We start from the raw sequence: 22,420 nt of genomic DNA, 5'->3' as shown, positions 1-22,420 counted from the left end.
AGAAGAAATTAGCGGGTGCCGTAAACGACGATGGTTTTACCGTGTGCGGAGATCAGGTTCTGATCTTCCAGCATTTTCAGGATACGACCCACGGTTTCGCGTGAGCAGCCCACGATCTGACCAATCTCCTGACGGGTGATTTTGATTTGCATCCCGTCTGGGTGAGTCATCGCATCTGGCTGTTTGGCCAGATTTAGCAGCGTTTGCGCAATACGTCCGGTGACATCGAGGAAGGCAAGGTTGCCCACTTTCTCAGATGTCACTTGCAGACGACGCGCCATTTGCGACGAAAGTCGCATTAAAATATCCGGGTTTACCTGAATCAGCTGACGGAATTTTTTGTATGAAATTTCAGCCACTTCGCAGGCAGACTTCGCACGCACCCAAGCACTGCGTTCCTGGCCTTCTTCGAAAAGACCGAGTTCGCCGATGAAATCCCCCTGATTGAGGTAGGAGAGAATCATCTCTTTGCCTTCTTCATCTTTAATCAGTACCGCTACGGAACCTTTTACGATGTAGTACAGCGTTTCCGCTTTCTCACCCTGATGGATGAGCGTGCTTTTGGATGGATATTTGTGAATATGGCAATGGGACAGGAACCATTCGAGTGTAGGGTCTGTTTGCGGTTTGCCGAGAACCATTCGCTATTATCCTCTGTTGTAATCGTGCCCAAAACACAGGGGGCATTTTTTCCCTGTCAGGCGGTTTAATCGTCGAGCGTTTCCAGTAAAGGAAAAATTATTCCGGGTGGACTCTTAAGCTACGCTTTTGATTCTTCCGGCCTTCGTCTGTGATGACGAAAATATTTTCAGCACTGTTTGTAGCACAGCTTTTGCGAGCTGTCTTGTGTTGTCTCGCTTCAGCAGAAGGGGGATTACTCTGGATTGCTGTTTGTCAGGTGAAAGCGTACTCTGGCGGCAAAACCGCCGCTTCAGGAGAAAGAATCATGCAGGCACGAGTGAAATGGGTGGAAGGTCTTACCTTTCTCGGAGAATCCTCATCCGGCCATCAGGTATTGATGGATGGTAATTCCGGTGATAAAGCGCCAAGTCCAATGGAAATGGTGCTGATGGCCGCGGGCGGCTGTAGTGCTATTGATGTGGTGTCGATCCTGCAAAAAGGGCGCAGCGATGTGGCCGATTGCGAAGTGAAGCTCACATCGGAACGCCGTGAAGAAGCGCCACGCATTTTTACCCACATCAACCTGCATTTTATCGTTAGCGGTAAAGCGTTGAGCGATAAGGCCGTTTCGCGTGCGGTTGATCTGTCAGCGGAAAAATATTGTTCGGTAGCGATCATGCTGGGTAAAGGCGTGGAAATTACCCACAGCTATGAAGTGATCGAGTTATAACTCGGATTGTAGCGGCGCAATTTATTGCGCAATAAATTGCGCCGCTACGGAATGACTTCGCTTATTCAATCCGCTTCCCTTCAATCAGTCGCTGTACCAGCGGCAGCATAATCAGCTCCATCGCCAATCCCATTTTGCCACCCGGCACCACCAGCGTATTGATGTGGGAAATAAACGATCCCTGAATCATCGCCAGCAGATAGGGGAACGCGATGCCTTCCAGACCACGGAAATGAATCACCACAAAGCTTTCGTCGAGCGACGGAATTTCGCGTGCGGCAAACGGGTTTGAGGTATCAACGGTCGGCACGCGCTGGAAGTTAATGTGGGTGCGCGAGAACTGTGGCGTGATGAAGTTAATGTAATCCTCCATTGACCGTACCACCGAATCCATCACCGCTTCGCGTGAATGGCCGCGCTCGCTGGTGTCACGCACCAGCTTCTGAATCCACTCAAGGTTAACAATCGGCACCACGCCAACCAGCAGATCGACATGCTCCGCCACATTTTGCTGCTGCGTGACCACACCGCCATGTAAGCCTTCATAGAACAGCACATCGGTGTTTTCCGGCAGCGGCTGCCACGGCGTAAAGGTGCCCGGCACCTGATTCCACGGCACGGCTTCATCGTAGGTATGCAGATATTTGCGCGATTCGCCAAGGCCGGTTTGGCCGTAATGTTTAAACGTCTGCTCCAGCAGGCCGAAGTCGTTGGCTTCCGGGCCGAAGTAGCTGATGTGGCGCCCGAGATCGCGCGCCTTGCGGATCGCCATGTCCATTTCCGGACGTGTGTAGCGATGGAAACTGTCGCCTTCGAGTTCCGCCGCATGCAAATTCAGCTGCTGGAAAATCTTACGGAAGGCGAGGCTGGTGGTGGTGGTTCCGGCGCCGCTGGAACCGGTGACGGCAATAATTGGATGCCTGGCTGACATAACAGAGCTCCCTGTGAAGTCCGGCGATGAGCATTGTTACCACGAATTGCCGCGGGGTGCATCAGCCGCGGAATTCACCCTTCGGCATAATATTGATCGATTCATGCAGTTCCGACCACACCAGCACCACGTCGCCGCGCTCCAGTTGGCGGCGTACGTCGGCGACTTTTTGCAGCAAACTGCGTTCCTGCTCGCCGTAATCAGTGCCTTCGCGTAACACGAAGGTTTCAATCAGGTTTTCCAGCGTGTCCGCTTCGAGTTCTTGCCAGGGAATAATCACAATTACACATCCAGATAGGTTGAGAGCCAGTCGGGCACGCGCTGTTCCAGCCACATTTTCGGTTTAAGAACGGTGCCGCCGACGAAACCGACGTGGCCGCCTTGCTGCGTCAGCTGATACTGAATGGAGGCTGACAGCTGGTCAGGTTGCGGAATAACGGCATCGGTCATAAAGGGATCGTCTTGCGCGTGAATGATCAACAGCGGTTTACGCACGCCGGTCAGCAACGGCATCGCGCTGGCTCGTTGATAATAGTCGTTGGCGTCAATAAAACCGTGCGCACGTGCGGTTATCGCATCATCGAACTCGCGTAAGCGGCGGAAAGCACGTAACTGGCTGAGATCGACCGGCAGCGTGCCAGGCCAGGCGCGCAGTTTGCGCGTGGCGTTCTTTTTCAGCTGCGTCAGTAAATAGTGCTGATAAAAGCGTGAAAACCCCACATCCAGCTTGCCGCTGCAAGGCTCGAGCGCCAGCGGCGCTGAGATGGCGATGCCGGCATCAATCGGCACGTCGTGACCTTGCTGACCCAGCAGGCAAGCGAGCATGTTGCCGCCCAGCGAAACGCCGACGGCGGCGGTGGGTACGCTGCCCCATTCGCGCTGCAGCCAGTGAAGGAAGTAGGTGGCGTCTTCGGTTTCACCGGAGTGATAGATGCGCTTTAAGCGATTAGGCTCGCCGCTGCAGCCGCGAAAGTGCATTACCACCGCCAGCCAGCCGCGTGCCTGACACGCCTGCATCAGGCCGTGCGCATACGGGCTGCGAAAGCTGCCTTCCAGTCCGTGAAACATCACCATGCGCGGTTTATGACGCGCCTGCGCCGGATCTTCACTCCACGCTAAATCGACAAAATCGCCGTCCGGCAGGTCAAGACGCTGCCAGTGCGGACGTAACGTAACGCGGCGCCGCAGAATACGCGGCAGCAGCGTTTGCAGATGCGCGTTACTGAATCCGCGCAGGGGTTTAAAACGCTCGCCGCTGGGGCGATCAAAATAGCTTGGGTAAAGGCTTGTCTGATGCATAAGTCGCTGATAGCTTCGATGGGTTGTTCGCTTTACTGGGTGAGGAGCACCCGAATATACATGGAACTGAGTCTTTTTTTATCAATGTTAGGTTTTCTCTGGGTCGCGGCCATCACGCCCGGGCCCAATAATATGTTACTTACCGCCTCGGGTGCTAATTTTGGCTTCCTGCGCACCATTCCGCTGCTGATTGGTATCATGATTGGTATGCAAGTCATGTTGCTAATGGTGGCATTTGGCATCGGCGGCCTCATCCTGCTTTATCCCTCGCTGCATCTCATCCTGAAGATTGCCGGTAGCCTTTATCTGCTGTGGCTGGCATGGAAAATCGCTAGCGCCGAGTATGAAAAACTGGAAACCGACGCTGTCACGGTGAAGCAGATGCCTTTCTGGCAAGGCGGCTTGCTGCAGTTGATCAACCCGAAAGCATGGCTGATGGCGCTCGGCGCGGTGGCCAGCTTCAGCCTGGCGGGCAGCGAATATCTGCATTCGGTGGTGGCGATCAGCATCGGCATGTTCATGGTGAACGTGGTTTCCGGGGTGATCTGGATGGGCTTTGGCTCGCTGATTGGACGTCTGCTGCGCAGCCCACGCGCGTGGAAAATCTTCAATCTGGCGATGGGCTTGCTCACCGCTGCCTGCGTATTGCTGATTTGGCGCTAAGTTAGCTGGAAGCGCGTTCAACGCGCTTCCACGGCAACACTTCATGGACTACCGACGCGTTAGGCTGGCGGATGCGTTGCAGCAACAGCTGTACGCTGCGCACACCCATACGATTCATCGGCTGCTCAATCGTGGTCAGCGGTGGATTCAGGCTGCTGGTAAAGTTGATGCCATCAAATCCCACCACCGCTAAATCTTCCGGTACGCGTAAACCTGCTTCCAACGCCGCGTGGATGACGCCGACCGCCAACACATCTGATACCGCAAACACCGCATCCGGCGGTTCCGGCTGCGTGAGCAGTTCGCGCAAAGCCGCACTGCCCGCTTCGCAGGTGATATTCTCGGCGTAAGCCACACCGCACCAGCTGAGATCCAGCTGCTCCAGCGCCGCGCGATATCCCTCTTCACGCTTATGTGAATAGAGGTAGCGCATATCACAGTTCACCAGCGCAATACGACGTCGGCCTTTGCTCGCCAGATAACGCACGGTTTCGAAAGCCGCTTCTTTATTATCAATCGCCACGCTTGAGGCGGCGATTGACGGATCGTATTCCGCGCACTGCACCCAAGGCTGATCGCCAATCAATTCTTTCAGCTCATGCAGGCTGCTGGCGGCATCCATGGTGATCACGCCGTCGACCACTTTGCCGGTGAGCAGCGCAATGTAGGCCGCTTCGCGCCGCAGCTGCGATCCTGAGTTACACAGCAGAATGTGGTAACCCTGCGCTTCAGCTTCGGCTTCAATGCCCTGAACCACGCGTGAGCAGAACGGATTGGTGATGTCGGGAATCAGCACTAACAACATATGGCTTTGCGAAGTGCGCAGCTGGCGCGCCAGTAGGTTGGGCTGATAGTCGCAGATGTCGATGGCCGCCAGCACTTTGGCACGCGTATCCGGGCGCACGCCGGGATTCTGGTTCAAAACCCGTGAAACGGTGGCTTTTGACACGCCAGCCAGGTGTGCGACTTTCTCTATCGACATGGATTCAGGACCGTTAGTAAAGAGTTAAAAAATGAGATCTCTATCAATATCACAGCTGCCATGTGAGCGTGTGACATATTTACCGCTTTCCCTTTTCTTTCCATTTGCACTTTTTGCATAGCCTTGCCCGATGTTGATCTAAGAACGGATCGTCATTAGGGATAATTTTTAATTCCTTTATGAAATTACTGTTGCTGGAGAAACTGCCCAGACAAAACACATTAGGGTGAATGATGATGGCAATGAAAAAAACAATAACGGCGGTCACAGCGGCTCTGGCCCTGATGGCGTTCCAGGCGCAAGCGGTCAACGTTACCGTGGCGTATCAGACCTCGGCTGAACCAGCCAAAGTGGCGCAGGCGGATAACACCTTCGCCAAAGAGAGCGGTGCTACCGTCGACTGGCGCAAATTTGATAGCGGGGCCAGCGTGTTACGTGCACTGGCGTCGGGCGACGTGCAGATTGGTAATATCGGTTCCAGCCCGCTGGCGGTCGCCGCCACGCAAAAGCTGCCGATTGAAGCTTTCCTGCTGGCCTCTCAGCTCGGTAACTCCGAAGCGCTGGTGGTGAAGAAAACCATCAAAGATCCTAAAGACCTGATTGGCAAGCGCATCGCCGTGCCGTTCATCTCGACTACGCACTACAGCTTCCTCGCCGCGCTCAAGCATTGGGGCATCAAGCCTTCGCAAGTGACCTTAGTCAACCTGCAGCCGCCGGCGATTATTGCTGCCTGGAAACGCGGTGACATTGACGGCGCTTACGTCTGGTCTCCGGCGGTCAACGAGCTGGAGAAAGATGGCAAGGTGCTGACGGACTCTTCGCAGGTCGGCAAGTGGGGCGCGCCAACGCTCGATGTGTGGGTGGTGCGTAAAGACTTTGCGCAGCAGCATCCAGAAATCGTCACCGCCTTTGCCCGCAGCGCCGTTGAAGCGCAGCAAGCTTACATTGCCAATCCGGATCAATGGCTGAAGCAGTCAGACAACCTGAGCAAGCTGGCGCGCCTGAGCGGTGTACCCGAAGCGGATGTGCCGGTGCTGGTAAAAGGCAACACGTACCTCACCGCGCAGCAGCAGGTGGAGCAGCTCGGCAAGCCGGTGAACAAGGCGATTGTCGATACTGCCGGCTTCCTGAAAGAGCAGGGCAAAGTGCCAGAAGCGGATAGCGATTACAGCAGCTTCGTCACCACGCGCTTCGTTGCACCCTTAGTGAAATAACCGGAGGCCGTATGCTTAACATCACCCATCTCAATGCGCGTTACGCCGGACAACCCGCGCTGCAGGACATCAACCTGCAGCTGGGCAGCCGAGACCTGCTGGTGGTGTTAGGTCCCTCCGGCTGTGGCAAAACCACGCTGCTGAACCTCATCGCCGGCTTTCTGCCGCTGGAATCTGGCAGCATTACGTTGGATGGCAAAGCGGTAAAAGGGCCGGGCGCTGAGCGCGGCGTAGTGTTTCAAAATGAAGGATTACTGCCGTGGCGTAACGTGATCGATAACGTTTCGTTCGGTTTGCAACTGGCGGGGATGGCGAAGGCGGAGCGCCATACCATTGCACGCCGTTTGATCCGCAAAGTAGGACTGGAAGGTGCAGAGCAGCGTTATATCTGGCAGCTCTCTGGGGGTCAACGTCAGCGCGTGGGCATTGCGCGTGCGCTGGCGGCTGATCCTCAGTTGCTGCTGTTAGATGAGCCGTTTGGCGCGCTGGACGCCTTTACCCGTGAACAGATGCAAACCCTGCTGCTAACGCTGTGGCGTGATACCGGCAAGCAGATTCTGCTGATCACCCACGACATCGAAGAAGCGGTGTTCCTCGCCAGCGAATTAGTGCTGCTGTCGCCGGGACCGGGCCGCGTCGTGGAGCGTTTAAAACTCGACTTCGGCCAACGCTTCGCCGCCGGGGAACCGTGCCGCAGCATCAAATCCGATCCGGCGTTTATCGAACGTCGTGAATATGTACTGAATCAGGTGTTTTCCCAGCGTGAGGCGTTTATATGAGTGCGGTGATTGATGGGAAGACCCAAATGCGTCGTCGTGGACTGCGCTGGCCGTTCTCGCGCCAGTTCTCACTCAGCCTGCTCAGCGTGGGCTTGTTGCTGCTGTTGTGGTGGGCTATTACCGCGCTCGGCTTAGTGGCACCGCTGTTCTTACCGCCGCCGCAAGTGGTGCTGCAGAAGCTGATATTGATTGCCAGCCCGCAAGGTTTTATGGACGCCACATTATGGCAGCATCTGGGTGCCAGCCTGGCGCGTATGCTGGTGGCGCTGTTCTTTGCCGCGCTGATTGGGATTCCGGTCGGCATCGCCATGGGCCTGAGCCCGGCGATTCGCGGCTTGCTTGATCCGCTGATCGAACTCTATCGCCCGGTACCGCCGCTGGCTTATTTGCCGCTGATGGTGATCTGGTTTGGCATCGGCGAAACCTCGAAGATTTTACTGATTTATCTGGCGATTTTCGCGCCGGTGACCTTGTCGACGCTGGCGGGTGTGAAGAATGCCCAGCAGGTACGGATTCGCGCGGCGCAGGCGCTTGGCGCATCGCGCTGGCAACTGCTGCGCTACGTGATTCTGCCTGGCGCGGTGCCGGAAATCCTCACCGGTTTGCGCATTGGTCTCGGCGTAGGTTGGTCAACGCTGGTGGCGGCGGAACTGATTGCCGCTACGCGTGGACTCGGCTTTATGGTGCAGTCGGCCGGTGAGTTCCTCGCCACCGACGTGGTGCTGGCCGGTATCGCCGTGATCGCCCTGATTGCCTTTGGCTTAGAACTGGGTCTGCGCGCCTTGCAGCGCCGACTGACGCCCTGGAATGGAGAACAGCAATGAACGAACGTCTTAATTTTACCGCGCTGGGCCCGAATATTGGGGCGCAGGTCAGTGATGTCGACCTCAGCCGTCCGCTGAGCGATGCCCAGTTTGAACAGCTCTATCATGGCTTGCTGCGCCATCAGGTGCTGTTCCTGCGCAATCAAGTGATTACCCCGGAACAGCAGCGCGCGCTGGCGATTCGCTTTGGCGATCTGCATATCCATCCGGTCTATCCGCATGCGGAAGGCGTGGAAGAGATCATCGTGCTGGATACGCATCAGGATAATCCGCCGGATAACGACAACTGGCACACCGATGTCACCTTTATTCAAACCCCGCCGGCAATTGCGATTCTGGCTTCGAAGCTGCTGCCGGAAAGCGGCGGCGATACCTTGTGGTCAACCGGCATTGCGGCCTATGAAGCGCTGTCTGAACCGTTTAAGACGCTGTTGAATGGGCTGCAGGCGGAACACGATTTTAAGAAGTCGTTTCAGGAGTACAAATACCGTAAAACCGAGGAAGAGCATCAGCGCTGGCAGCAAGCGGTGGCAAAGAACCCGCCGGTGCAGCATCCGGTGATTCGTACCCACCCGGTGAGCGGACGCAAGGCGCTGTTTGTCAACGAAGGTTTTACCACGCGTTTGCTGGGCTTGAGCGAAAAAGAGAGCGATGCGCTGCTTAACTTCCTGTTTTGGCATAGCGCCAAACCGGAGTTCCAGGTGCGCTGGCGCTGGCAGGAGAATGATGTGGCGATTTGGGATAACCGCGTGACCCAACACTATGCTAATGCGGATTATTATCCGGCGCGGCGGGTGATGCATCGCGCGACGGTGTTAGGGGATAAGCCGTTTTAATTTGGAATAGTGCTCGCATTCCCCCTCCTCGGTCCTCCCCCATAAATGGGGGAGGAAGACGCTGCCACATGTCAGTGATGAAGCTGCATGTGGCAGCGTCTCCTTCCCCCGCAAGCGGGGGAAGGCCGGGATGGGGGACAGCGTGCACACTCAACCCGCCAGCATCTGCTCCAGCTGTTCCTGCGCATCCAGCCACGCCATTTCGACCTCTTCCAGCGCCGCCTTACTCTCGGCCTGACGCTGCAGCGCCACATTCAAATCGGCTTTGCGGCTCTGATCGTAAATCGCGCTGTCGGCTAACTGGGCTTCCGCGTCGCTGAGCTGGCTCTGCCACTTCGCCATCTGCTTCTCAAGCTTCTCGATCTCTTTACGCAGCGGCTGCGTTTGTGCGCGCAGTTCGGCGTCGCGGCGTTTCTGGTCTTTGCGCGATTGCGCGCTGTTGCCGTTATCCTGCTTCGGTGCGGCACCCTGTTGCGCTTGCTTTTGCAGATCGCTCAGCCACTGCTGATAATCTTCCAGATCGCCCTCAAACACGTCGACCTTGCCGTCGTGCACCAGATAGAGATTGTCGGTGGTGGCGCGCAGCAGATGGCGATCGTGCGAGACCACCACCAGCGCGCCTTCGAAATCAATCAGCGCTTCGGTCAGCGCCTGACGCATATCAAGATCGAGGTGGTTAGTTGGTTCATCAAGCAGCAGCAGGTTCGGGCGCTGCCAGACAATTAATGCCAGCACCAGACGCGCTTTTTCGCCGCCGGAGAAACGTTCGGTAATTTCGCTCACTTTATCGCCCTGGAAGCCGAAGCCGCCAAGGTAGTCGCGCAGCTGCTGCTCCAGCACTTTCGGCGCGATGCGTGATAAATGCTGCAAGGGTGATTCATCGGCGCGCAGATATTCCAGCTGATGCTGGGCGAAGTAACCGAGCTTAATGCCTTTCGCCAGGCCAACTTTGCCATCCAGCGCGTCGAGCTCACCGGCTAGCAGCTTAATCAGCGTCGATTTACCCGCGCCGTTACGGCCCAGCAGGCCAATACGTGAACCCGGCACAAGGTTGAGTTTGATGGCGTCGAGAATAATGCGTTCGCCATAACCGGCGGTAACGCGCTCCATCTTCAGCAACGGATTCGGCAAGCTTTCTGGCGCGCGGAAACTGAAGCTGAATGGGTTATCGACGTGTGCTGGCGCAATCAATTCCATGCGCTCCAGCATTTTGATGCGGCTCTGCGCCTGCTTGGCTTTGGTCGCCTGCGCGCGGAAGCGATCAATATACTTCTGCAGGTGCGCCACTTTTTCCTGCTGGCTCTGGAACAGCGCTTGCTGCTGCGCCAGCTTGGCGCCGCGCTGACGTTCGAACGAGCTGTAGTTACCGGTGTATTCAAACATCGTCTGCTGTTCGATATGGATGATCTTATCGACCACCGGATCGAGGAAGTCGCGGTCGTGCGAAATCAGCACCAGCGTGCCTTCGTAGCTTTTCAGCCAGCGTTCAAGCCAGATCACCGCATCCAGATCGAGGTGGTTAGTCGGTTCATCCAGCAGCAGCAGATCGGAACGGCACACCAGCGCCTGCGCGAGGTTAAGGCGCATGCGCCAGCCACCGGAGAAATCGCTCACCGGCCGCATTAATTGTTCCTGGCTAAAGCCCAAACCGTGCAACAAACTTGAGGCGCGAGCAGGTATGCTCCACGCCTGAATCGCATCCAGCTTGCCGTGCAGCAGGGCGATGGCGTTGCCATCGTTGCGCGCATTGGCGTCGGCCAATTCGGATTCAAGCTGACGATATTCACGGTCGCCGTCGATAACATACTCCAGCGCGGGTTTGCTCAGCGCCGGGGTTTCCTGATTGACCCACGCCAGCGCCCAGTTGCTCGGGAACGTAGCGTTACCTGCATCACTGCTGATTTCGCCCTTCAGCAATGACAGCAGCGTCGATTTGCCGCAGCCATTTTTGCCCACTAAGCCAACTTTCTGGCCTGGGTTAATGGTGGCTGTTGCGTTATCCAGCAGCACATTGGTGCCGCGGCGAATTTGTAGTGCTGAAAAGACAATCATAAGCGCCGTATCGTCAGAATATGTTAATTTACCGGCAACATAATTCGAGAAAATTTGTTGCGTCGAGCATGGTAGCGGAATTCCTGTGCCGTGACGACGCTTTGGAGGGGAACGATGTCGCAGCCACCCAAAATATTGCTGCTTTACGCCCATCCGGAATCACAGGATTCGATTGCTAATCGGGTTTTGCTGCAGTCGGCTATGGAACTGGACCACGTCACGGTGCACGATTTATACGCCCACTATCCGGATTTTTTTATTGATATTCACTATGAGCAGCAACTGCTGCGCGACCATCAAATCGTTGTATTCCAACATCCACTTTATACCTACAGCTGCCCGGCGCTCCTGAAGGAGTGGCTGGATCGTGTGCTGTCGCGCGGCTTTGCCAGCGGACCGGATGGTAATGCGCTGGAAGGCAAATACTGGCGCAGCGTGGTCACCACCGGCGAACCGGAAGCGGCTTATCACCCTAGCGGCCTGAATCGCTATCCGATGAGTGACATTATGCGTCCGTTTGAGCTGACGGCGCAGATGTGTCGCATGCACTGGATGACGCCGATGGTGATTTATTGGGCGCGTCGACAAACGCCGGACGTGATGCGTAATTTTGCGCGCGCATACGGCGACTGGCTGGCTTCACCGCTGCCGCAGGGAGGAGTGTGATGGAAGGCGAAACGTTACTGACGGCGGGCGTGATTTATTTGGTCGCGGCGGTGCTGATTGTGCCGATTGCGGCGCGTCTCGGCATTGGCGCGGTGCTGGGCTATCTGCTGGCCGGTATCGCGATTGGTCCGTGGGGTTTGGGGTTCATCAGCGACGTCGAGGAGATTTTGCACTTCTCGGAACTCGGCGTGGTGTTCCTGATGTTCATCATCGGGCTTGAACTGAACCCCTCGAAACTGTGGGCGCTGCGCCGTTCGATATTTGGCGTTGGTGCGGCTCAGGTGCTGATTTCCGCCGCCATTCTCGGCGGATTGCTGTGGCTGACCGACTTTAGCTGGCAGGCGGCGGTGATTGGCGGCATTGGTCTGGCAATGTCATCCACGGCGATGGCGCTGCAGCTGATGCGCGATAAAGGCATGAACCGCAGTGAATCGGGACAGCTCGGCTTCTCAGTGTTGCTGTTCCAGGATCTAGCGGTGATTCCCGCGTTGGCGCTGGTGCCGCTGCTGGCGGGCGGCGACAGCGGTCATGTTGACTGGTTGAAAGTTGGGATGAAAGTGCTGGCGTTCGGCGGGATGCTGATTGGTGGTCGTTATCTGCTGCGCCCGATTCTGCGCTTCATTGCCGCATCCGGCGTGCGCGAAGTGTTTACTGCCGCCTCGCTGCTGCTGGTGCTGGGTTCGGCACTGTTTATGGATGCGCTCGGCCTGTCGATGGCGCTCGGTACTTTCATCGCGGGTATTCTTTTGGCGGAAAGCGAGTATCGCCATGAGCTGGAAGTGGCCATCGAACCGTTTAAAGGTTTGTTGCTGGGCTTGTTCTTTATTTCGGTTGGCATGGCGCTGAATCTCGGCGTGCTTTATACCCACATCACTGAAATTTTGCTGGGCGTGCTGATTCTGGTGACGGTGAAAACGCTGGTGCTGTATGTGCTGGGGCGCATTTATGGCCTGCGCAGTTCGGAGCGCCAGCAGTTTGCCGGTGTGTTAAGCCAGGGCGGCGAGTTTGCCTTTGTGCTGTTCTCGGCGGCGTCGTCGGCCAAAATGTTCAGCGGCGACCAAATGCCGCTGCTGCTGGTGACGGTGACGTTATCAATGATGACCACGCCGCTGCTGATGAACGGCATCGATCGTCTACTGGCGCACCGCTTTAATGAGCCCGATGAAAATGCCGAGAAGCACTTTGTTGAGGACGATCAGCCGCAGGTCATTGTGGTGGGCTTTGGTCGTTTTGGTCAGGTTGTTGGCCGTTTGCTGATGGCGAACAACAAGCGCATTACCGTGCTGGAGCGTGATATCTCCGCGGTGAGCCTGATGCGTAAATATGGCTATAAGGTTTACTATGGCGACGCCACCGAGCTGGAGCTGCTGCGTGCGGCGGGCGCGGAGAATGCGCAATCCATCGTCATTACCTGTAACGATCCGGAAGATTCGATGACCATCGTGCAACTGTGTCAGCAGCATTTCCCGCAGCTGGAAATCCTGGCGCGTGCGCGTGGACGTGTTGAGGCGCACGAACTGTTGCAGGCGGGTGTTACGCTGTTCTCGCGTGAGACGTTCTCCAGTGCGCTGGAGCTAGGTCGTAAAACGCTGATCTCGCTGGGCATGCATCCGCATCAGGCGCAGCGCGCGCAGCAACATTTCCGTCGTCTGGATATGCGTATGCTGCGTGAGCTGGTGCCCAGCCACGATGACAGCGCGCAAGTTTCGCGTGTGCGTGAGGCGCGGCGCGAGCTGGAGGATATCTTCCAGCGCGAAATGCAGCACGAGAAACGTCAGTTTGACGGCTGGGATGACGAGTAGAACTATACTTACTTAATCCGTTCACTAACGACGGCAGGAAACAGTATGCGTAAACAATTTATTGCCGGTGCGGTTTGCCCGCACTGCCAGGAAAAAGACACGTTGGCATTGTGGCGTGAGAACAATGTTGATGTGGTGGAGTGCGTCGATTGCGGTCATCAAATGCGGGAAGCGGATAAGCAGGTGCGCGATCAGGTTCGCAGCAATGAGCAAGTGATCGGCATTTTTCATCCTGAGTAGCGCATTGGCTCAGCTTTTTTTAAGCTTGAACTTACAGCGGGATTGAATTCCGTTACAATCGGCGCCATTAACGCTGAGCAGTATGCAACAACACATTTGTTGGCATCCTCAGTCTTGAACCTTTCTGGTTGGTTATTGCACGCAAAATTGACCAATGGGACGGGATCTTAGTTCTCAACGGTTAGGAGATATCATGAAAGTAGCAAAAGACCTGGTGGTGAGCCTGGCGTATCAGGTTCGTACCGAAGACGGTGTGTTGGTTGACGAGTCACCGGTGAGTGCACCGTTGGACTATCTGCACGGTCATGGTTCCCTGATTTCTGGTCTGGAAAAAGCGCTGGAAAATCATGATGTAGGCGATAAGTTTGACGTGCATATCCCGGCGAACGACGCTTACGGTCAATACGATGACAACCTCGTACAGCGCGTGCCAAAAGACGTGTTTATGGGCGTTGACGAACTGCAGGTTGGCATGCGCTTCCTGGCAGAAACCGATCAGGGTCCAGTTCCGGTTGAAATCACCGAAGTTGAAGATGAGCACGTAGTGGTTGACGGTAACCACATGCTGGCGGGTCAGAACCTGAACTTCAACGTGGAAGTTGTGGCGATTCGCGCAGCGACCGAAGAAGAGCTGGCGCACGGCCACGTGCATGGCGCGGATGGTCATCATCACGATCATGACCACGACCATGGTCACGATCACGGCCAGGGCGGTTGTGGCACTGGCGGTTGCGGCTGCAGCCACTAATCAGTGTGATGCTGGCGAGGCCACCTTCGGGTGGCCTTTCTTATGTACAGCATCTAAGAATGTGCGAGCAACATTGAGGCAAGGCGCCAGGAATCGGGAGAGCGCAGCATACTGTAGTATGTGAGCATCTCACGGTGACGCAGCAACGCGGCATCGATGTGGCGCAGCCATTCTGGACATTAGTAATGCGGCGGCGGCGTCTCTTCTGCTTGTGAGGCGATCATCGACGGCGCGCTATCTTTCACTTTATCGATTAACAGACGGACCTGCTCACGCAGTCGGATCATCTCCAGCTCATGCTGAACCACCGTTTGATTGAGCTGATCGATGGTGTATTCCTGAAAAGCCAGCTTGCTCTCCAGCGCCTCAAGGCGTTGTTCCCATTCTGTTGGTTGCATGATCTTTCCTCATCTTGCGGTGCTGCACGTTAGTCTGTTTCGGGCCTGATTCTACGGCCTTTCGCTTCAGAATCACCTGATATTTTACCTTTCCGCGCCATGCTGCATTGAAACGCCGCATAACGCCTATATCTCTGATGAAACTTCCTGAAGCAAAAAAGGTCGGAGGTTGGACGGATAATTACATTGTGGGAGTGTTCGCCGCTGCCACGTAAAGTTATAGTGTGGGCCTCAGTCCGCAATGATTCCCGAGGTTAGAGGCTTCGGTTTTGGAGAAAGGATGAATTCACTGTTTAAAGTCACATTGTTAGCTACCACCATGGCCTTCGCGCTGAATGCACCGCTGGCAATGGCAGCAGAAACCGCCGCTGCTCCAGCTGACGCCGCTCAGGCTGCGCCGCAAGCACCGAAAAATGCTGCCTTCAAAAACGAAGACCAGCAATCAGCTTATGCACTTGGCGCGTCCCTGGGTCGCTACATGGACAACTCTCTGAAGGAACAAGAGAAGCTGGGCATCAAACTTGATAAAGATCAGTTGATCGCGGGTGTTCAGGACGCCTTTGGCGGCAAGAGCAAACTCTCTGATCAAGAGATCGAGCAAACCCTGCAGGCCTTTGAAGGCCGCGTAAAAGGTGCTGCTCAGGCGAAGATGGAAAAAGACGCGAAAGAGAACTCCGATAAGGGTTCCGCTTACGCTGACAAATTCGCCAAAGAAAAAGGCGTGAAGAAAACCGAATCTGGCCTGCTGTATCAGGTAGAGAAAGAAGGTACCGGTAGCGCGCCGAAAGACAGCGACACTGTGGTTGTGAACTACAAAGGGACGCTGATCGACGGTACTGAGTTCGATAACTCTTATACCCGCGGTGAGCCGCTGTCGTTCCGTCTGGACGGTGTGATTCCGGGCTGGACCGAAGGTCTGAAGCACGTGAAGAAAGGCGGTAAAATCAAGCTGGTGATTCCACCGAACCTGGCTTACGGCAAAAATGGCGTTCCGGGTATTCCGGCGAGCTCCACGCTGGTGTTCGATGTTGAACTGCTCGACATCAAACCCGCGCCGAAAGCGGACGAAAAAGCGCAGGCTCCAGTCGCTGCCGATCAGAAAGCACAGTAATCTTAACTTTCTGCATCACGCCGCCCTCGGGCGGCGTTTTTATTGCGGAGAAGAGAGTAAAGGTCTGGCTAAAGACCAGCACATTTGCCAGACTAGCGCCTGCACAATTATCACAATATGAGTCTGCCCCAATGCTGTCGAGACAGGCTCCAGCCATTTAGGGTAATGTCTTCGATGTCTAATCCATTCAATCCCGGTGAACTGACTGACTTCGATTTACTGGAGCAACGTCCGTTCGAGCAAGCAGATTACGATATCCTCAAATCCTACGAAGCCGTTGTCGATGGCCTTGCGATGCTGATTGGCTCGCACTGCGAAATCGTGCTGCACTCGCTGGAAGATTTGAAGTGTTCTGCGGTGCGTATCGCCAACGGTGAACATACCGGGCGTAAAGTGGGTTCGCCGATTACCGATTTGGCGCTGCGTATGCTGCACGATATGCACGGCGCCGACAGCAATGTCTCCAGAGCCTACTTCACGCGCGCGAAAAGCGGTGTGCTGATGAAATCGGTCACGATCGCGATTCGTAATCGCCAGCAGCGCGTTATTGGCTTGCTGTGCATCAACATGAACCTCGACGTTCCGTTCTCGCAGATTATGTCGACCTTTATGCCGCCGGAGATGCAGCAGGTGGATTCCAACGTCAACTTTGCCAGCTCGGTGGAAGATCTGGTGATGCAGACGCTTGAGTTCGCGATTGAAGAAGTGAGCGCTGACCGTAACGTTTCGAATAATGCCAAGAATCGCCAGATCGTGCTCAATATGTATGAGAAGGGTATCTTCGACATTAAAGATGCGATTAACCAGGTCGCCGATCGCCTCAATATCTCCAAGCACACGGTTTACCTCTACATTCGCCAGTTTAAAAGCGGTGATTTTCAGGGGCAGGATCGCTAATGCGTTACACCTTGCTGGTCACCGGACCAGCTTACGGAACGCAACACGCCAGCAGCGCGCTGCTGTTTGCGCGCGCACTTATTAAGGCCGGGCATCAGCTGGAGAGCGTGTTCTTCTATCGTGAAGGCGTATTGAACGCCAACCAACTGAGCGCGCCGGCCAGCGATGAGGTGGATATGGTGCGTGAATGGCAGCAGTTGCGCGCTGAAAGTGGCGCCGCGCTGAATATCTGCGTGGCCGCAGCATTACGTCGTGGCGTAACCGACGCGCAGGAAGCCGCGCGCTTGCAACTGGCGGGCAGTAACTTGCAGCCGGGTTTTGAACTCAGCGGTTTGGGCGCATTGGCAGAAGCCGCGCTTAGCTGCGATCGTCTGGTGCAATTCTGATGAACCGCGTGGCTTTTCTATTTACTCAGGCACCGCACGGCAGCAGCGCGGGCAGGGAAGGGCTGGATGCTGTGCTGGCGACGGGCGCGCTAAGCGAAGATATCGGTCTGTTCTTTATCGGGGATGGCGTGCTGCAGCTCAATCGCGACCAACAACCTGAGCAAATTCTGGCGCGTAACTACATCGCGACCTTTGGCGTGCTGGAGTTGTACGATATTGACCAGTGTTTTGTCTGCGCCGATTCGCTGCTGGCGCGCGGGCAAAGTTTGACGGCCGAACGTGTGTTAAACGCTGAAGTGATGGATGCCGCATCGCTACGCGAGAAGCTGGCTTCCTATCATCGTGTTATTCGATTCTGAGAACTGATCATGCTCTACACGCTGCTGCAATCTCCCTGGCAATGCGACCTCGATAGCCTGCTGCTTTTATTGCAGGAAGGCGACGATCTGCTTTTATTGCAGGATGGCGTCAGCGCCGCTTTGGCTGGCAGCCAAATGTTAATCAAGCTCAGCGCATCGCCGGCTACGCTGTGGGTATTAGAAGAAGATGTTGCGGCGCGTGGCCTGGCTGAGCAAATTTCGACCAAAGTAGCACGTTTGGACTATACTGGTTTCGTTGCGATGACAGCGAAGCATCCACAACAAGTGGCCTGGTAAGAGCGAAAACCTGGTTATTTCTTGACACCCTTTTGACACAGCCCTAAAATTCTGCCTCCTCGTAGTAATACGAGGCGATTTATTACGTGTTTACGAAGCAAAAAGCTAAATCCCAGGAGCTATTTAATGGCAACAGTTAACCAGCTGGTTCGCAAACCACGCGTACGCAAAGTTGCAAAGAGCAACGTGCCTGCGCTGGAAGCTTGCCCGCAGAAACGTGGTGTATGTACTCGTGTGTACACCACTACCCCTAAAAAACCAAACTCAGCACTGCGTAAAGTTTGCCGTGTGCGTTTGACCAACGGTTTTGAAGTTACCTCCTACATCGGTGGTGAAGGTCATAACCTGCAGGAACACTCAGTGATCCTGATCCGTGGCGGTCGTGTTAAAGACTTGCCAGGTGTGCGTTACCACACCGTTCGTGGCGCGCTGGACTGCTCAGGTGTTAAAGACCGTAAGCAGTCACGCTCCAAGTACGGCGTGAAGAAGCCAAAGGCTTAATGGTTCTCCGTTAAGTAAGGCCAAACGTTTTAACTTAAATGTCAAACTAAACTCGTAGAGTTTTGGACAATCCTGAATTAACAACGGAGTATTTCCATGCCACGTCGTCGCGTCATTGGTCAGCGTAAAATTCTGCCGGATCCTAAGTTCGGATCAGAGCTGCTGGCTAAATTTGTAAATATCCTGATGGTAGATGGTAAAAAATCTACTGCTGAATCTATCGTCTATACCGCGCTTGATACCCTGGCTCAACGCGCTGGTAAAGATGGCCTGGAAGCGTTCGAGGTTGCTCTCGAAAACGTACGTCCGACTGTCGAAGTTAAGTCACGTCGCGTTGGTGGTTCTACCTACCAGGTTCCAGTTGAAGTCCGTCCGGTTCGTCGTAATGCCCTGGCAATGCGTTGGATCGTAGAAGCTGCTCGTAAACGCGGTGATAAATCTATGGCTCTCCGCCTGGCGAACGAACTTTCTGATGCTGCAGAGAACAAAGGTACTGCAGTTAAGAAACGTGAAGACGTTCACCGCATGGCTGAAGCCAACAAGGCGTTCGCACACTACCGCTGGTAACAGCAACGTAGTTGTTATAAACCCAGCGGGCGTCCCAGTGACTCACCTGCTGGGCTTTTTTAACTTAGAACGTCTAAGAATCAGAGGAATCAAATGGCTCGTAAAACACCCATTGAGCGCTACCGTAACATTGGTATCAGTGCGCACATCGACGCCGGTAAGACTACAACTACCGAACGTGTTCTGTTCTACACCGGTGTAAACCACAAAATCGGTGAAGTTCATGACGGCGCAGCAACCATGGACTGGATGGAGCAGGAGCAGGAACGTGGTATTACCATCACGTCTGCTGCGACTACCTGTTTCTGGTCTGGTATGGCTAAGCAGTTTGAACCACACCACGTAAACATCATCGACACCCCGGGACACGTTGACTTCACCATCGAAGTTGAGCGTTCTATGCGTGTGCTTGATGGCGCAGTAATGGTTTACTGTGCAGTTGGTGGTGTTCAGCCACAGTCTGAAACCGTATGGCGTCAGGCTAACAAATATAAAGTTCCACGCATCGCGTTCGTTAACAAAATGGACCGCATGGGTGCTAACTTCCTGAAAGTTGTTGACCAGATGAAAGTGCGTTTGGGTGCAAACCCAGTTCCACTTCAGCTGGCTATCGGCGCAGAAGAAGGTTTCACCGGTGTTGTTGACCTGGTGAAAATGAAAGCGATCAACTGGAACGATGCCGATCAGGGCGTTACCTTCGTTTACGAAGATATTCCAGCTGATATGCAGGAACTCGCTGAAGAGTGGCGTGCGAAGCTGGTTGAAGCCGCTGCTGAAGGTTCTGATGAGCTGATGGAGAAATTCTTCGGCGGTGAAGAACTGACCGAAGAAGAGATTAAAACTTCTCTGCGTAAGCGCGTTCTGAAAAACGAAATCATCCTGGTGACCTGTGGTTCTGCATTTAAGAACAAAGGTGTTCAGGCGATGCTGGATGCGGTAGTTGAATACCTGCCAGCACCGACTGACGTTACCGCGATTAACGGTATGCTGGACGACGGTAAAGACACGCCGGCTGAGCGTCATTCCGATGACAAAGAGCCGTTTGCTGCACTGGCGTTCAAAATCGCTACCGACCCGTTTGTTGGTAACCTGACCTTCTTCCGCGTTTACTCTGGTGTTGTTAACACCGGTGACACCGTGTTCAACCCGGTTAAGTCAAACCGTGAGCGTCTGGGCCGTATCGTTCAGATGCACGCGAACAAACGCGAAGAGATCAAGGAAGTTCGTGCGGGCGATATCGCCGCTGCGATCGGTCTGAAAGACGTAACCACTGGTGACACCCTGTGTGACCCAGACAACGTCATCATTCTTGAGCGTATGGAATTCCCTGAGCCGGTAATCTCTATCGCCGTTGAGCCGAAAACCAAAGCTGACCAGGAAAAAATGGGTCTGGCTCTGGGTCGTCTGGCGAAAGAAGATCCATCATTCCGCGTATGGACTGATGAAGAAACCAACCAGACCATCATCGCAGGTATGGGTGAGCTGCACCTCGACATCATCGTTGACCGCATGAAGCGTGAATTCAACGTTGAAGCGAACGTCGGTAAACCTCAGGTTGCTTACCGTGAAGCGATTCGCGCGAAAGTTACCGATATCGAAGGTAAACACGCCAAGCAGTCTGGTGGTCGTGGTCAGTATGGTCATGTTGTTATCGACATGTACCCACTGGAGCCGGGCGTTAATCCGAAAGGTTACGAATTTGTCAACGATATCAAGGGCGGTGTGATTCCAACTGAATACATCCCTGCGGTTGATAAAGGTCTCCAGGAGCAGCTGAAATCAGGTCCACTGGCTGGTTATCCGGTAGTTGATCTGGGTGTTCGTCTGCACTTCGGTTCATACCATGATGTCGACTCCTCTGAGCTGGCGTTTAAACTGGCTGCTTCTTTAGCCTTTAAAGATGGCTTTAAGAAAGCACAACCTGTTCTGCTTGAGCCAATCATGAAGGTTGAAGTAGAGACTCCGGAAGAGAACACCGGTGACGTTATCGGTGACCTTAGCCGTCGTCGTGGTATGCTCAAAGGACAGGAATCTAACGCTACTGGCGTTCAGATCCATGCTGAAGTTCCGCTGTCTGAAATGTTCGGATATGCAACCCAGCTGCGTTCTCTGACCAAAGGCCGTGCTTCTTACTCCATGGAGTTCCTGAAGTACGATGATGCGCCGAACAACGTCGCTCAGGCCGTTATTGAAGCTCGTAGCAAATAAGCTACGGTTTAAAAATTGTGAACTGATGCCTTCATGACTCATGAAGGCACAACGTAAGGAATTATCGCCATGGCGAAAGAGCAATTTCAGCGTAACAAACTGCACGTAAACGTGGGCACCATCGGTCACGTCGACCACGGTAAAACCACCCTGACTGCAGCAATTACTACCGTACTGGCTAAAACCTACGGCGGTAAGGCAAGCAAATTCGATGAGATCGATAAAGCGCCAGAAGAGAAAGCACGTGGTATCACCATCAACACTTCTCACGTTGAATACGAAACCCCGTCTCGCCACTATGCGCACGTTGACTGCCCAGGCCACGCCGACTATGTGAAAAACATGATCACCGGTGCTGCGCAGATGGACGGCGCGATCCTGGTTGTTGCTGCGACTGATGGCCCAATGCCACAGACCCGTGAGCACATCCTGCTGGGTCGTCAGGTTGGCGTTCCTTACATCATCGTGTTCCTGAACAAGTGCGACATGGTTGATGATGAAGAGCTGCTGGAACTGGTTGAGATGGAAGTACGTGACCTGCTGTCAGCTTATGACTTCCCAGGCGACGACACTCCAATCGTACGTGGTTCTGCTCTAAAAGCGCTGGAAGGCGACGCTGAGTGGGAAGCTAAGATCATTGAGCTGGCTGAGCACCTGGATACCTATATCCCAGAGCCAGTACGTGCAATCGACAAGCCGTTCCTGCTGCCAATCGAAGACGTATTCTCAATCTCTGGCCGTGGTACCGTTGTTACCGGTCGTGTTGAGCGCGGTATTGTTAAAGTGGGCGACGAAGTTGAAGTTGTTGGCCTTAAAGACACGGTGAAATCAACCTGTACTGGCGTTGAAATGTTCCGCAAACTGCTGGACCAGGGTCAGGCAGGCGAGAACTGTGGTGTTCTGCTGCGTGGTATCAAGCGTGAAGACATCGAGCGTGGCCAGGTTCTGGCTAAGCCGGGTTCAATCAAGCCACATACCCAGTTCACTTCAGAAGTTTACGTTCTGTCTAAAGATGAAGGCGGCCGTCATACTCCGTTCTTCAAAGGCTACCGTCCTCAGTTCTACTTCCGTACCACTGACGTGACCGGTGACGTTCAACTGCCAGAAGGCGTTGAGATGGTAATGCCAGGCGACAACGTAAAAATGACCGTTACTTTGATCAAGCCAATCGCTATGGATCAGGGTCTGCGTTTTGCAATCCGTGAAGGCGGCCGTACTGTTGGTGCGGGTGTTGTTGCTGAAATTATCGCTTAATTGCGTTAATGTTGATGGCTGTTTCGGCAGTCATCGCAGCATGAAAAAGAGCACT

Annotated in this window: 26 protein-coding genes; 19 read left to right on the top strand and 7 right to left on the bottom strand. The window is 54.5% G+C overall.

All coding sequences use genetic code 11. The features are described 5' to 3' along the window. Window positions 1–8: 8 nt before the first annotated feature. A complete protein-coding gene (crp, locus tag ACVLVH_RS20555; protein ID WP_003852956.1) occupies window positions 9–641 on the bottom strand; it encodes a cAMP-activated global transcriptional regulator CRP in 633 nt (210 codons plus the stop codon). A gap of 305 nt (window positions 642–946) precedes the next feature. Here crp and ACVLVH_RS20550 point away from each other — a divergent pair, with 305 nt between their 5' ends. After that, on the top strand, window positions 947–1,351 hold the full coding sequence (locus ACVLVH_RS20550; RefSeq protein WP_101762649.1) for an OsmC family protein: 405 nt from the start codon (window positions 947–949) through the stop codon (window positions 1,349–1,351). Window positions 1,352–1,412: 61 nt separating this feature from the next. Here ACVLVH_RS20550 and ACVLVH_RS20545 read toward each other — a convergent pair whose 3' ends face one another. The 3 genes from ACVLVH_RS20545 to ACVLVH_RS20535 all read right to left on the bottom strand — a co-directional run bounded on the left by ACVLVH_RS20545 (window position 1,413) and on the right by ACVLVH_RS20535 (window position 3,581). Beyond that, window positions 1,413–2,282 (bottom strand): phosphoribulokinase, encoded by an 870-nt coding sequence (locus tag ACVLVH_RS20545; protein ID WP_101762648.1) that lies wholly within the window; start codon window positions 2,280–2,282, stop codon window positions 1,413–1,415. Between the two features lie 61 nt (window positions 2,283–2,343). After that, the gene (locus ACVLVH_RS20540; protein ID WP_007892223.1) at window positions 2,344–2,562 is read right to left on the bottom strand and encodes a YheU family protein; all 219 of its coding nucleotides are present in this window, start codon (window positions 2,560–2,562) and stop codon (window positions 2,344–2,346) included. Window positions 2,563–2,564: 2 nt separating this feature from the next. Then, complete coding sequence (locus ACVLVH_RS20535) at window positions 2,565–3,581, bottom strand: hydrolase (protein WP_101762647.1); 1,017 nt, start codon at window positions 3,579–3,581, stop codon at window positions 2,565–2,567. A 60-nt stretch (window positions 3,582–3,641) separates the two neighbouring features. Here ACVLVH_RS20535 and ACVLVH_RS20530 point away from each other — a divergent pair, with 60 nt between their 5' ends. Then, window positions 3,642–4,244, top strand: a complete 603-nt coding sequence (locus ACVLVH_RS20530; RefSeq protein WP_192414872.1) for a LysE family translocator — start codon at window positions 3,642–3,644, stop codon at window positions 4,242–4,244. Window position 4,245: 1 nt separating this feature from the next. Here ACVLVH_RS20530 and ACVLVH_RS20525 read toward each other — a convergent pair whose 3' ends face one another. Next, window positions 4,246–5,226 carry a LacI family DNA-binding transcriptional regulator gene (locus ACVLVH_RS20525; RefSeq protein WP_101762645.1) on the bottom strand — a complete coding sequence of 327 codons (981 nt, stop codon included), beginning with the start codon at window positions 5,224–5,226 and terminating at the stop codon, window positions 4,246–4,248. A gap of 233 nt (window positions 5,227–5,459) precedes the next feature. Between ACVLVH_RS20525 and tauA the strand changes: the two genes are divergently transcribed. The 4 genes from tauA to tauD are packed head-to-tail and all read left to right on the top strand — an operon-like array spanning window position 5,460 to window position 8,879. Beyond that, window positions 5,460–6,440: a taurine ABC transporter substrate-binding protein gene (tauA, locus tag ACVLVH_RS20520; protein ID WP_137386643.1), complete on the top strand. Its 981-nt coding sequence runs from the start codon at window positions 5,460–5,462 to the stop codon at window positions 6,438–6,440. An 11-nt stretch (window positions 6,441–6,451) separates the two neighbouring features. Continuing rightward, the gene (tauB, locus tag ACVLVH_RS20515; protein ID WP_137386642.1) at window positions 6,452–7,219 is read left to right on the top strand and encodes a taurine ABC transporter ATP-binding subunit; all 768 of its coding nucleotides are present in this window, start codon (window positions 6,452–6,454) and stop codon (window positions 7,217–7,219) included. Next, window positions 7,216–8,043, top strand: coding sequence for a taurine ABC transporter permease TauC (tauC, locus tag ACVLVH_RS20510; RefSeq protein WP_498950002.1), 828 nt, complete (start codon window positions 7,216–7,218; stop codon window positions 8,041–8,043). The genes tauB and tauC overlap by 4 nt, the downstream gene beginning before the upstream one ends. Further along, on the top strand, window positions 8,040–8,879 hold the full coding sequence (gene tauD / locus ACVLVH_RS20505) for a taurine dioxygenase (RefSeq protein ID WP_110867602.1): 840 nt from the start codon (window positions 8,040–8,042) through the stop codon (window positions 8,877–8,879). The genes tauC and tauD overlap by 4 nt, the downstream gene beginning before the upstream one ends. Before the next feature lie 150 nt (window positions 8,880–9,029). Here tauD and ACVLVH_RS20500 read toward each other — a convergent pair whose 3' ends face one another. Continuing rightward, window positions 9,030–10,931, bottom strand: a complete 1,902-nt coding sequence (locus tag ACVLVH_RS20500) for an ABC transporter ATP-binding protein (protein WP_192414876.1) — start codon at window positions 10,929–10,931, stop codon at window positions 9,030–9,032. Window positions 10,932–11,045: 114 nt separating this feature from the next. On the opposite strand from ACVLVH_RS20500, the gene kefG reads away from it, so the two are divergent. From kefG to slyD, 4 genes are all read left to right on the top strand, one after another. Then, window positions 11,046–11,597: a glutathione-regulated potassium-efflux system ancillary protein KefG gene (gene kefG, locus ACVLVH_RS20495; protein WP_101762639.1), complete on the top strand. Its 552-nt coding sequence runs from the start codon at window positions 11,046–11,048 to the stop codon at window positions 11,595–11,597. Further along, complete coding sequence (kefB, locus tag ACVLVH_RS20490) at window positions 11,597–13,399, top strand: glutathione-regulated potassium-efflux system protein KefB (RefSeq protein WP_008101837.1); 1,803 nt, start codon at window positions 11,597–11,599, stop codon at window positions 13,397–13,399. Before kefG ends, kefB begins: the two co-directional genes overlap by 1 nt. Window positions 13,400–13,444: 45 nt before the next feature. Beyond that, window positions 13,445–13,639 (top strand): YheV family putative zinc ribbon protein, encoded by a 195-nt coding sequence (locus tag ACVLVH_RS20485; RefSeq protein ID WP_192414879.1) that lies wholly within the window; start codon window positions 13,445–13,447, stop codon window positions 13,637–13,639. A 193-nt stretch (window positions 13,640–13,832) separates the two neighbouring features. Next, window positions 13,833–14,387 (top strand): peptidylprolyl isomerase, encoded by a 555-nt coding sequence (gene slyD / locus ACVLVH_RS20480; protein ID WP_049851962.1) that lies wholly within the window; start codon window positions 13,833–13,835, stop codon window positions 14,385–14,387. Between the two features lie 179 nt (window positions 14,388–14,566). On the opposite strand, the gene ACVLVH_RS20475 is transcribed toward slyD, so the two are convergent. Beyond that, a complete protein-coding gene (locus ACVLVH_RS20475) occupies window positions 14,567–14,785 on the bottom strand; it encodes a protein SlyX (RefSeq protein WP_101762638.1) in 219 nt (72 codons plus the stop codon). A gap of 280 nt (window positions 14,786–15,065) precedes the next feature. On the opposite strand from ACVLVH_RS20475, the gene fkpA reads away from it, so the two are divergent. From fkpA to tuf, 9 genes are all read left to right on the top strand, one after another. After that, window positions 15,066–15,896, top strand: a complete 831-nt coding sequence (fkpA, locus tag ACVLVH_RS20470; protein WP_192414882.1) for an FKBP-type peptidyl-prolyl cis-trans isomerase — start codon at window positions 15,066–15,068, stop codon at window positions 15,894–15,896. 174 nt (window positions 15,897–16,070) lie between these two features. Further along, window positions 16,071–16,793, top strand: a complete 723-nt coding sequence (locus tag ACVLVH_RS20465) for a helix-turn-helix transcriptional regulator (RefSeq protein ID WP_007886240.1) — start codon at window positions 16,071–16,073, stop codon at window positions 16,791–16,793. Next, window positions 16,793–17,179 (top strand): sulfurtransferase complex subunit TusD, encoded by a 387-nt coding sequence (tusD, locus tag ACVLVH_RS20460; protein WP_110867598.1) that lies wholly within the window; start codon window positions 16,793–16,795, stop codon window positions 17,177–17,179. Before ACVLVH_RS20465 ends, tusD begins: the two co-directional genes overlap by 1 nt. Then, entirely contained in the window at window positions 17,179–17,538 is a 360-nt protein-coding gene (gene tusC, locus ACVLVH_RS20455) for a sulfurtransferase complex subunit TusC (RefSeq protein WP_137386635.1), read from the top strand. The genes tusD and tusC overlap by 1 nt, the downstream gene beginning before the upstream one ends. Window positions 17,539–17,547: 9 nt before the next feature. Next, a complete protein-coding gene (gene tusB / locus ACVLVH_RS20450) occupies window positions 17,548–17,835 on the top strand; it encodes a sulfurtransferase complex subunit TusB (protein ID WP_192414886.1) in 288 nt (95 codons plus the stop codon). 126 nt (window positions 17,836–17,961) lie between these two features. Further along, window positions 17,962–18,336, top strand: coding sequence for a 30S ribosomal protein S12 (gene rpsL, locus ACVLVH_RS20445; RefSeq protein ID WP_006120575.1), 375 nt, complete (start codon window positions 17,962–17,964; stop codon window positions 18,334–18,336). A gap of 96 nt (window positions 18,337–18,432) precedes the next feature. Further along, window positions 18,433–18,903: a 30S ribosomal protein S7 gene (rpsG, locus tag ACVLVH_RS20440; protein ID WP_007886246.1), complete on the top strand. Its 471-nt coding sequence runs from the start codon at window positions 18,433–18,435 to the stop codon at window positions 18,901–18,903. 93 nt (window positions 18,904–18,996) lie between these two features. Then, window positions 18,997–21,111 carry an elongation factor G gene (fusA, locus tag ACVLVH_RS20435; RefSeq protein ID WP_101762633.1) on the top strand — a complete coding sequence of 705 codons (2,115 nt, stop codon included), beginning with the start codon at window positions 18,997–18,999 and terminating at the stop codon, window positions 21,109–21,111. Between the two features lie 69 nt (window positions 21,112–21,180). After that, entirely contained in the window at window positions 21,181–22,365 is a 1,185-nt protein-coding gene (gene tuf, locus ACVLVH_RS20430; protein WP_110867595.1) for an elongation factor Tu, read from the top strand. Window positions 22,366–22,420: the final 55 nt, after the last annotated feature.

It is taken from the genome of Kluyvera sp. 1366 (genome assembly GCF_054823405.1).
The sequence above is the reverse complement of the archived record's forward strand: the minus strand, read 5'-3'. Positions and strand labels throughout refer to the sequence as shown.

What these genes read in the sequence shown, in the direction of transcription:
- crp (WP_003852956.1), bottom strand. Translation starts at nt 641, where the DNA reads ATGGTTCTCGGCAAACCGCAAACAGACCCTACACTCGAATGGTTCCTG.
- ACVLVH_RS20550 (WP_101762649.1), top strand. Translation starts at nt 947, where the DNA reads ATGCAGGCACGAGTGAAATGGGTGGAAGGTCTTACCTTTCTCGGAGAA.
- ACVLVH_RS20545 (WP_101762648.1), bottom strand. Translation starts at nt 2,282, where the DNA reads ATGTCAGCCAGGCATCCAATTATTGCCGTCACCGGTTCCAGCGGCGCC.
- ACVLVH_RS20535 (WP_101762647.1), bottom strand. Translation starts at nt 3,581, where the DNA reads ATGCATCAGACAAGCCTTTACCCAAGCTATTTTGATCGCCCCAGCGGC.
- ACVLVH_RS20530 (WP_192414872.1), top strand. Translation starts at nt 3,642, where the DNA reads ATGGAACTGAGTCTTTTTTTATCAATGTTAGGTTTTCTCTGGGTCGCG.
- ACVLVH_RS20525 (WP_101762645.1), bottom strand. Translation starts at nt 5,226, where the DNA reads ATGTCGATAGAGAAAGTCGCACACCTGGCTGGCGTGTCAAAAGCCACC.
- tauA (WP_137386643.1), top strand. Translation starts at nt 5,460, where the DNA reads ATGATGGCAATGAAAAAAACAATAACGGCGGTCACAGCGGCTCTGGCC.
- tauB (WP_137386642.1), top strand. Translation starts at nt 6,452, where the DNA reads ATGCTTAACATCACCCATCTCAATGCGCGTTACGCCGGACAACCCGCG.
- tauC (WP_498950002.1), top strand. Translation starts at nt 7,216, where the DNA reads ATGAGTGCGGTGATTGATGGGAAGACCCAAATGCGTCGTCGTGGACTG.
- tauD (WP_110867602.1), top strand. Translation starts at nt 8,040, where the DNA reads ATGAACGAACGTCTTAATTTTACCGCGCTGGGCCCGAATATTGGGGCG.
- ACVLVH_RS20500 (WP_192414876.1), bottom strand. Translation starts at nt 10,931, where the DNA reads ATGATTGTCTTTTCAGCACTACAAATTCGCCGCGGCACCAATGTGCTG.
- kefG (WP_101762639.1), top strand. Translation starts at nt 11,046, where the DNA reads ATGTCGCAGCCACCCAAAATATTGCTGCTTTACGCCCATCCGGAATCA.
- kefB (WP_008101837.1), top strand. Translation starts at nt 11,597, where the DNA reads ATGGAAGGCGAAACGTTACTGACGGCGGGCGTGATTTATTTGGTCGCG.
- ACVLVH_RS20485 (WP_192414879.1), top strand. Translation starts at nt 13,445, where the DNA reads ATGCGTAAACAATTTATTGCCGGTGCGGTTTGCCCGCACTGCCAGGAA.
- slyD (WP_049851962.1), top strand. Translation starts at nt 13,833, where the DNA reads ATGAAAGTAGCAAAAGACCTGGTGGTGAGCCTGGCGTATCAGGTTCGT.
- ACVLVH_RS20475 (WP_101762638.1), bottom strand. Translation starts at nt 14,785, where the DNA reads ATGCAACCAACAGAATGGGAACAACGCCTTGAGGCGCTGGAGAGCAAG.
- fkpA (WP_192414882.1), top strand. Translation starts at nt 15,066, where the DNA reads ATGAATTCACTGTTTAAAGTCACATTGTTAGCTACCACCATGGCCTTC.
- ACVLVH_RS20465 (WP_007886240.1), top strand. Translation starts at nt 16,071, where the DNA reads ATGTCTAATCCATTCAATCCCGGTGAACTGACTGACTTCGATTTACTG.
- tusD (WP_110867598.1), top strand. Translation starts at nt 16,793, where the DNA reads ATGCGTTACACCTTGCTGGTCACCGGACCAGCTTACGGAACGCAACAC.
- tusC (WP_137386635.1), top strand. Translation starts at nt 17,179, where the DNA reads ATGAACCGCGTGGCTTTTCTATTTACTCAGGCACCGCACGGCAGCAGC.
- tusB (WP_192414886.1), top strand. Translation starts at nt 17,548, where the DNA reads ATGCTCTACACGCTGCTGCAATCTCCCTGGCAATGCGACCTCGATAGC.
- rpsL (WP_006120575.1), top strand. Translation starts at nt 17,962, where the DNA reads ATGGCAACAGTTAACCAGCTGGTTCGCAAACCACGCGTACGCAAAGTT.
- rpsG (WP_007886246.1), top strand. Translation starts at nt 18,433, where the DNA reads ATGCCACGTCGTCGCGTCATTGGTCAGCGTAAAATTCTGCCGGATCCT.
- fusA (WP_101762633.1), top strand. Translation starts at nt 18,997, where the DNA reads ATGGCTCGTAAAACACCCATTGAGCGCTACCGTAACATTGGTATCAGT.
- tuf (WP_110867595.1), top strand. Translation starts at nt 21,181, where the DNA reads ATGGCGAAAGAGCAATTTCAGCGTAACAAACTGCACGTAAACGTGGGC.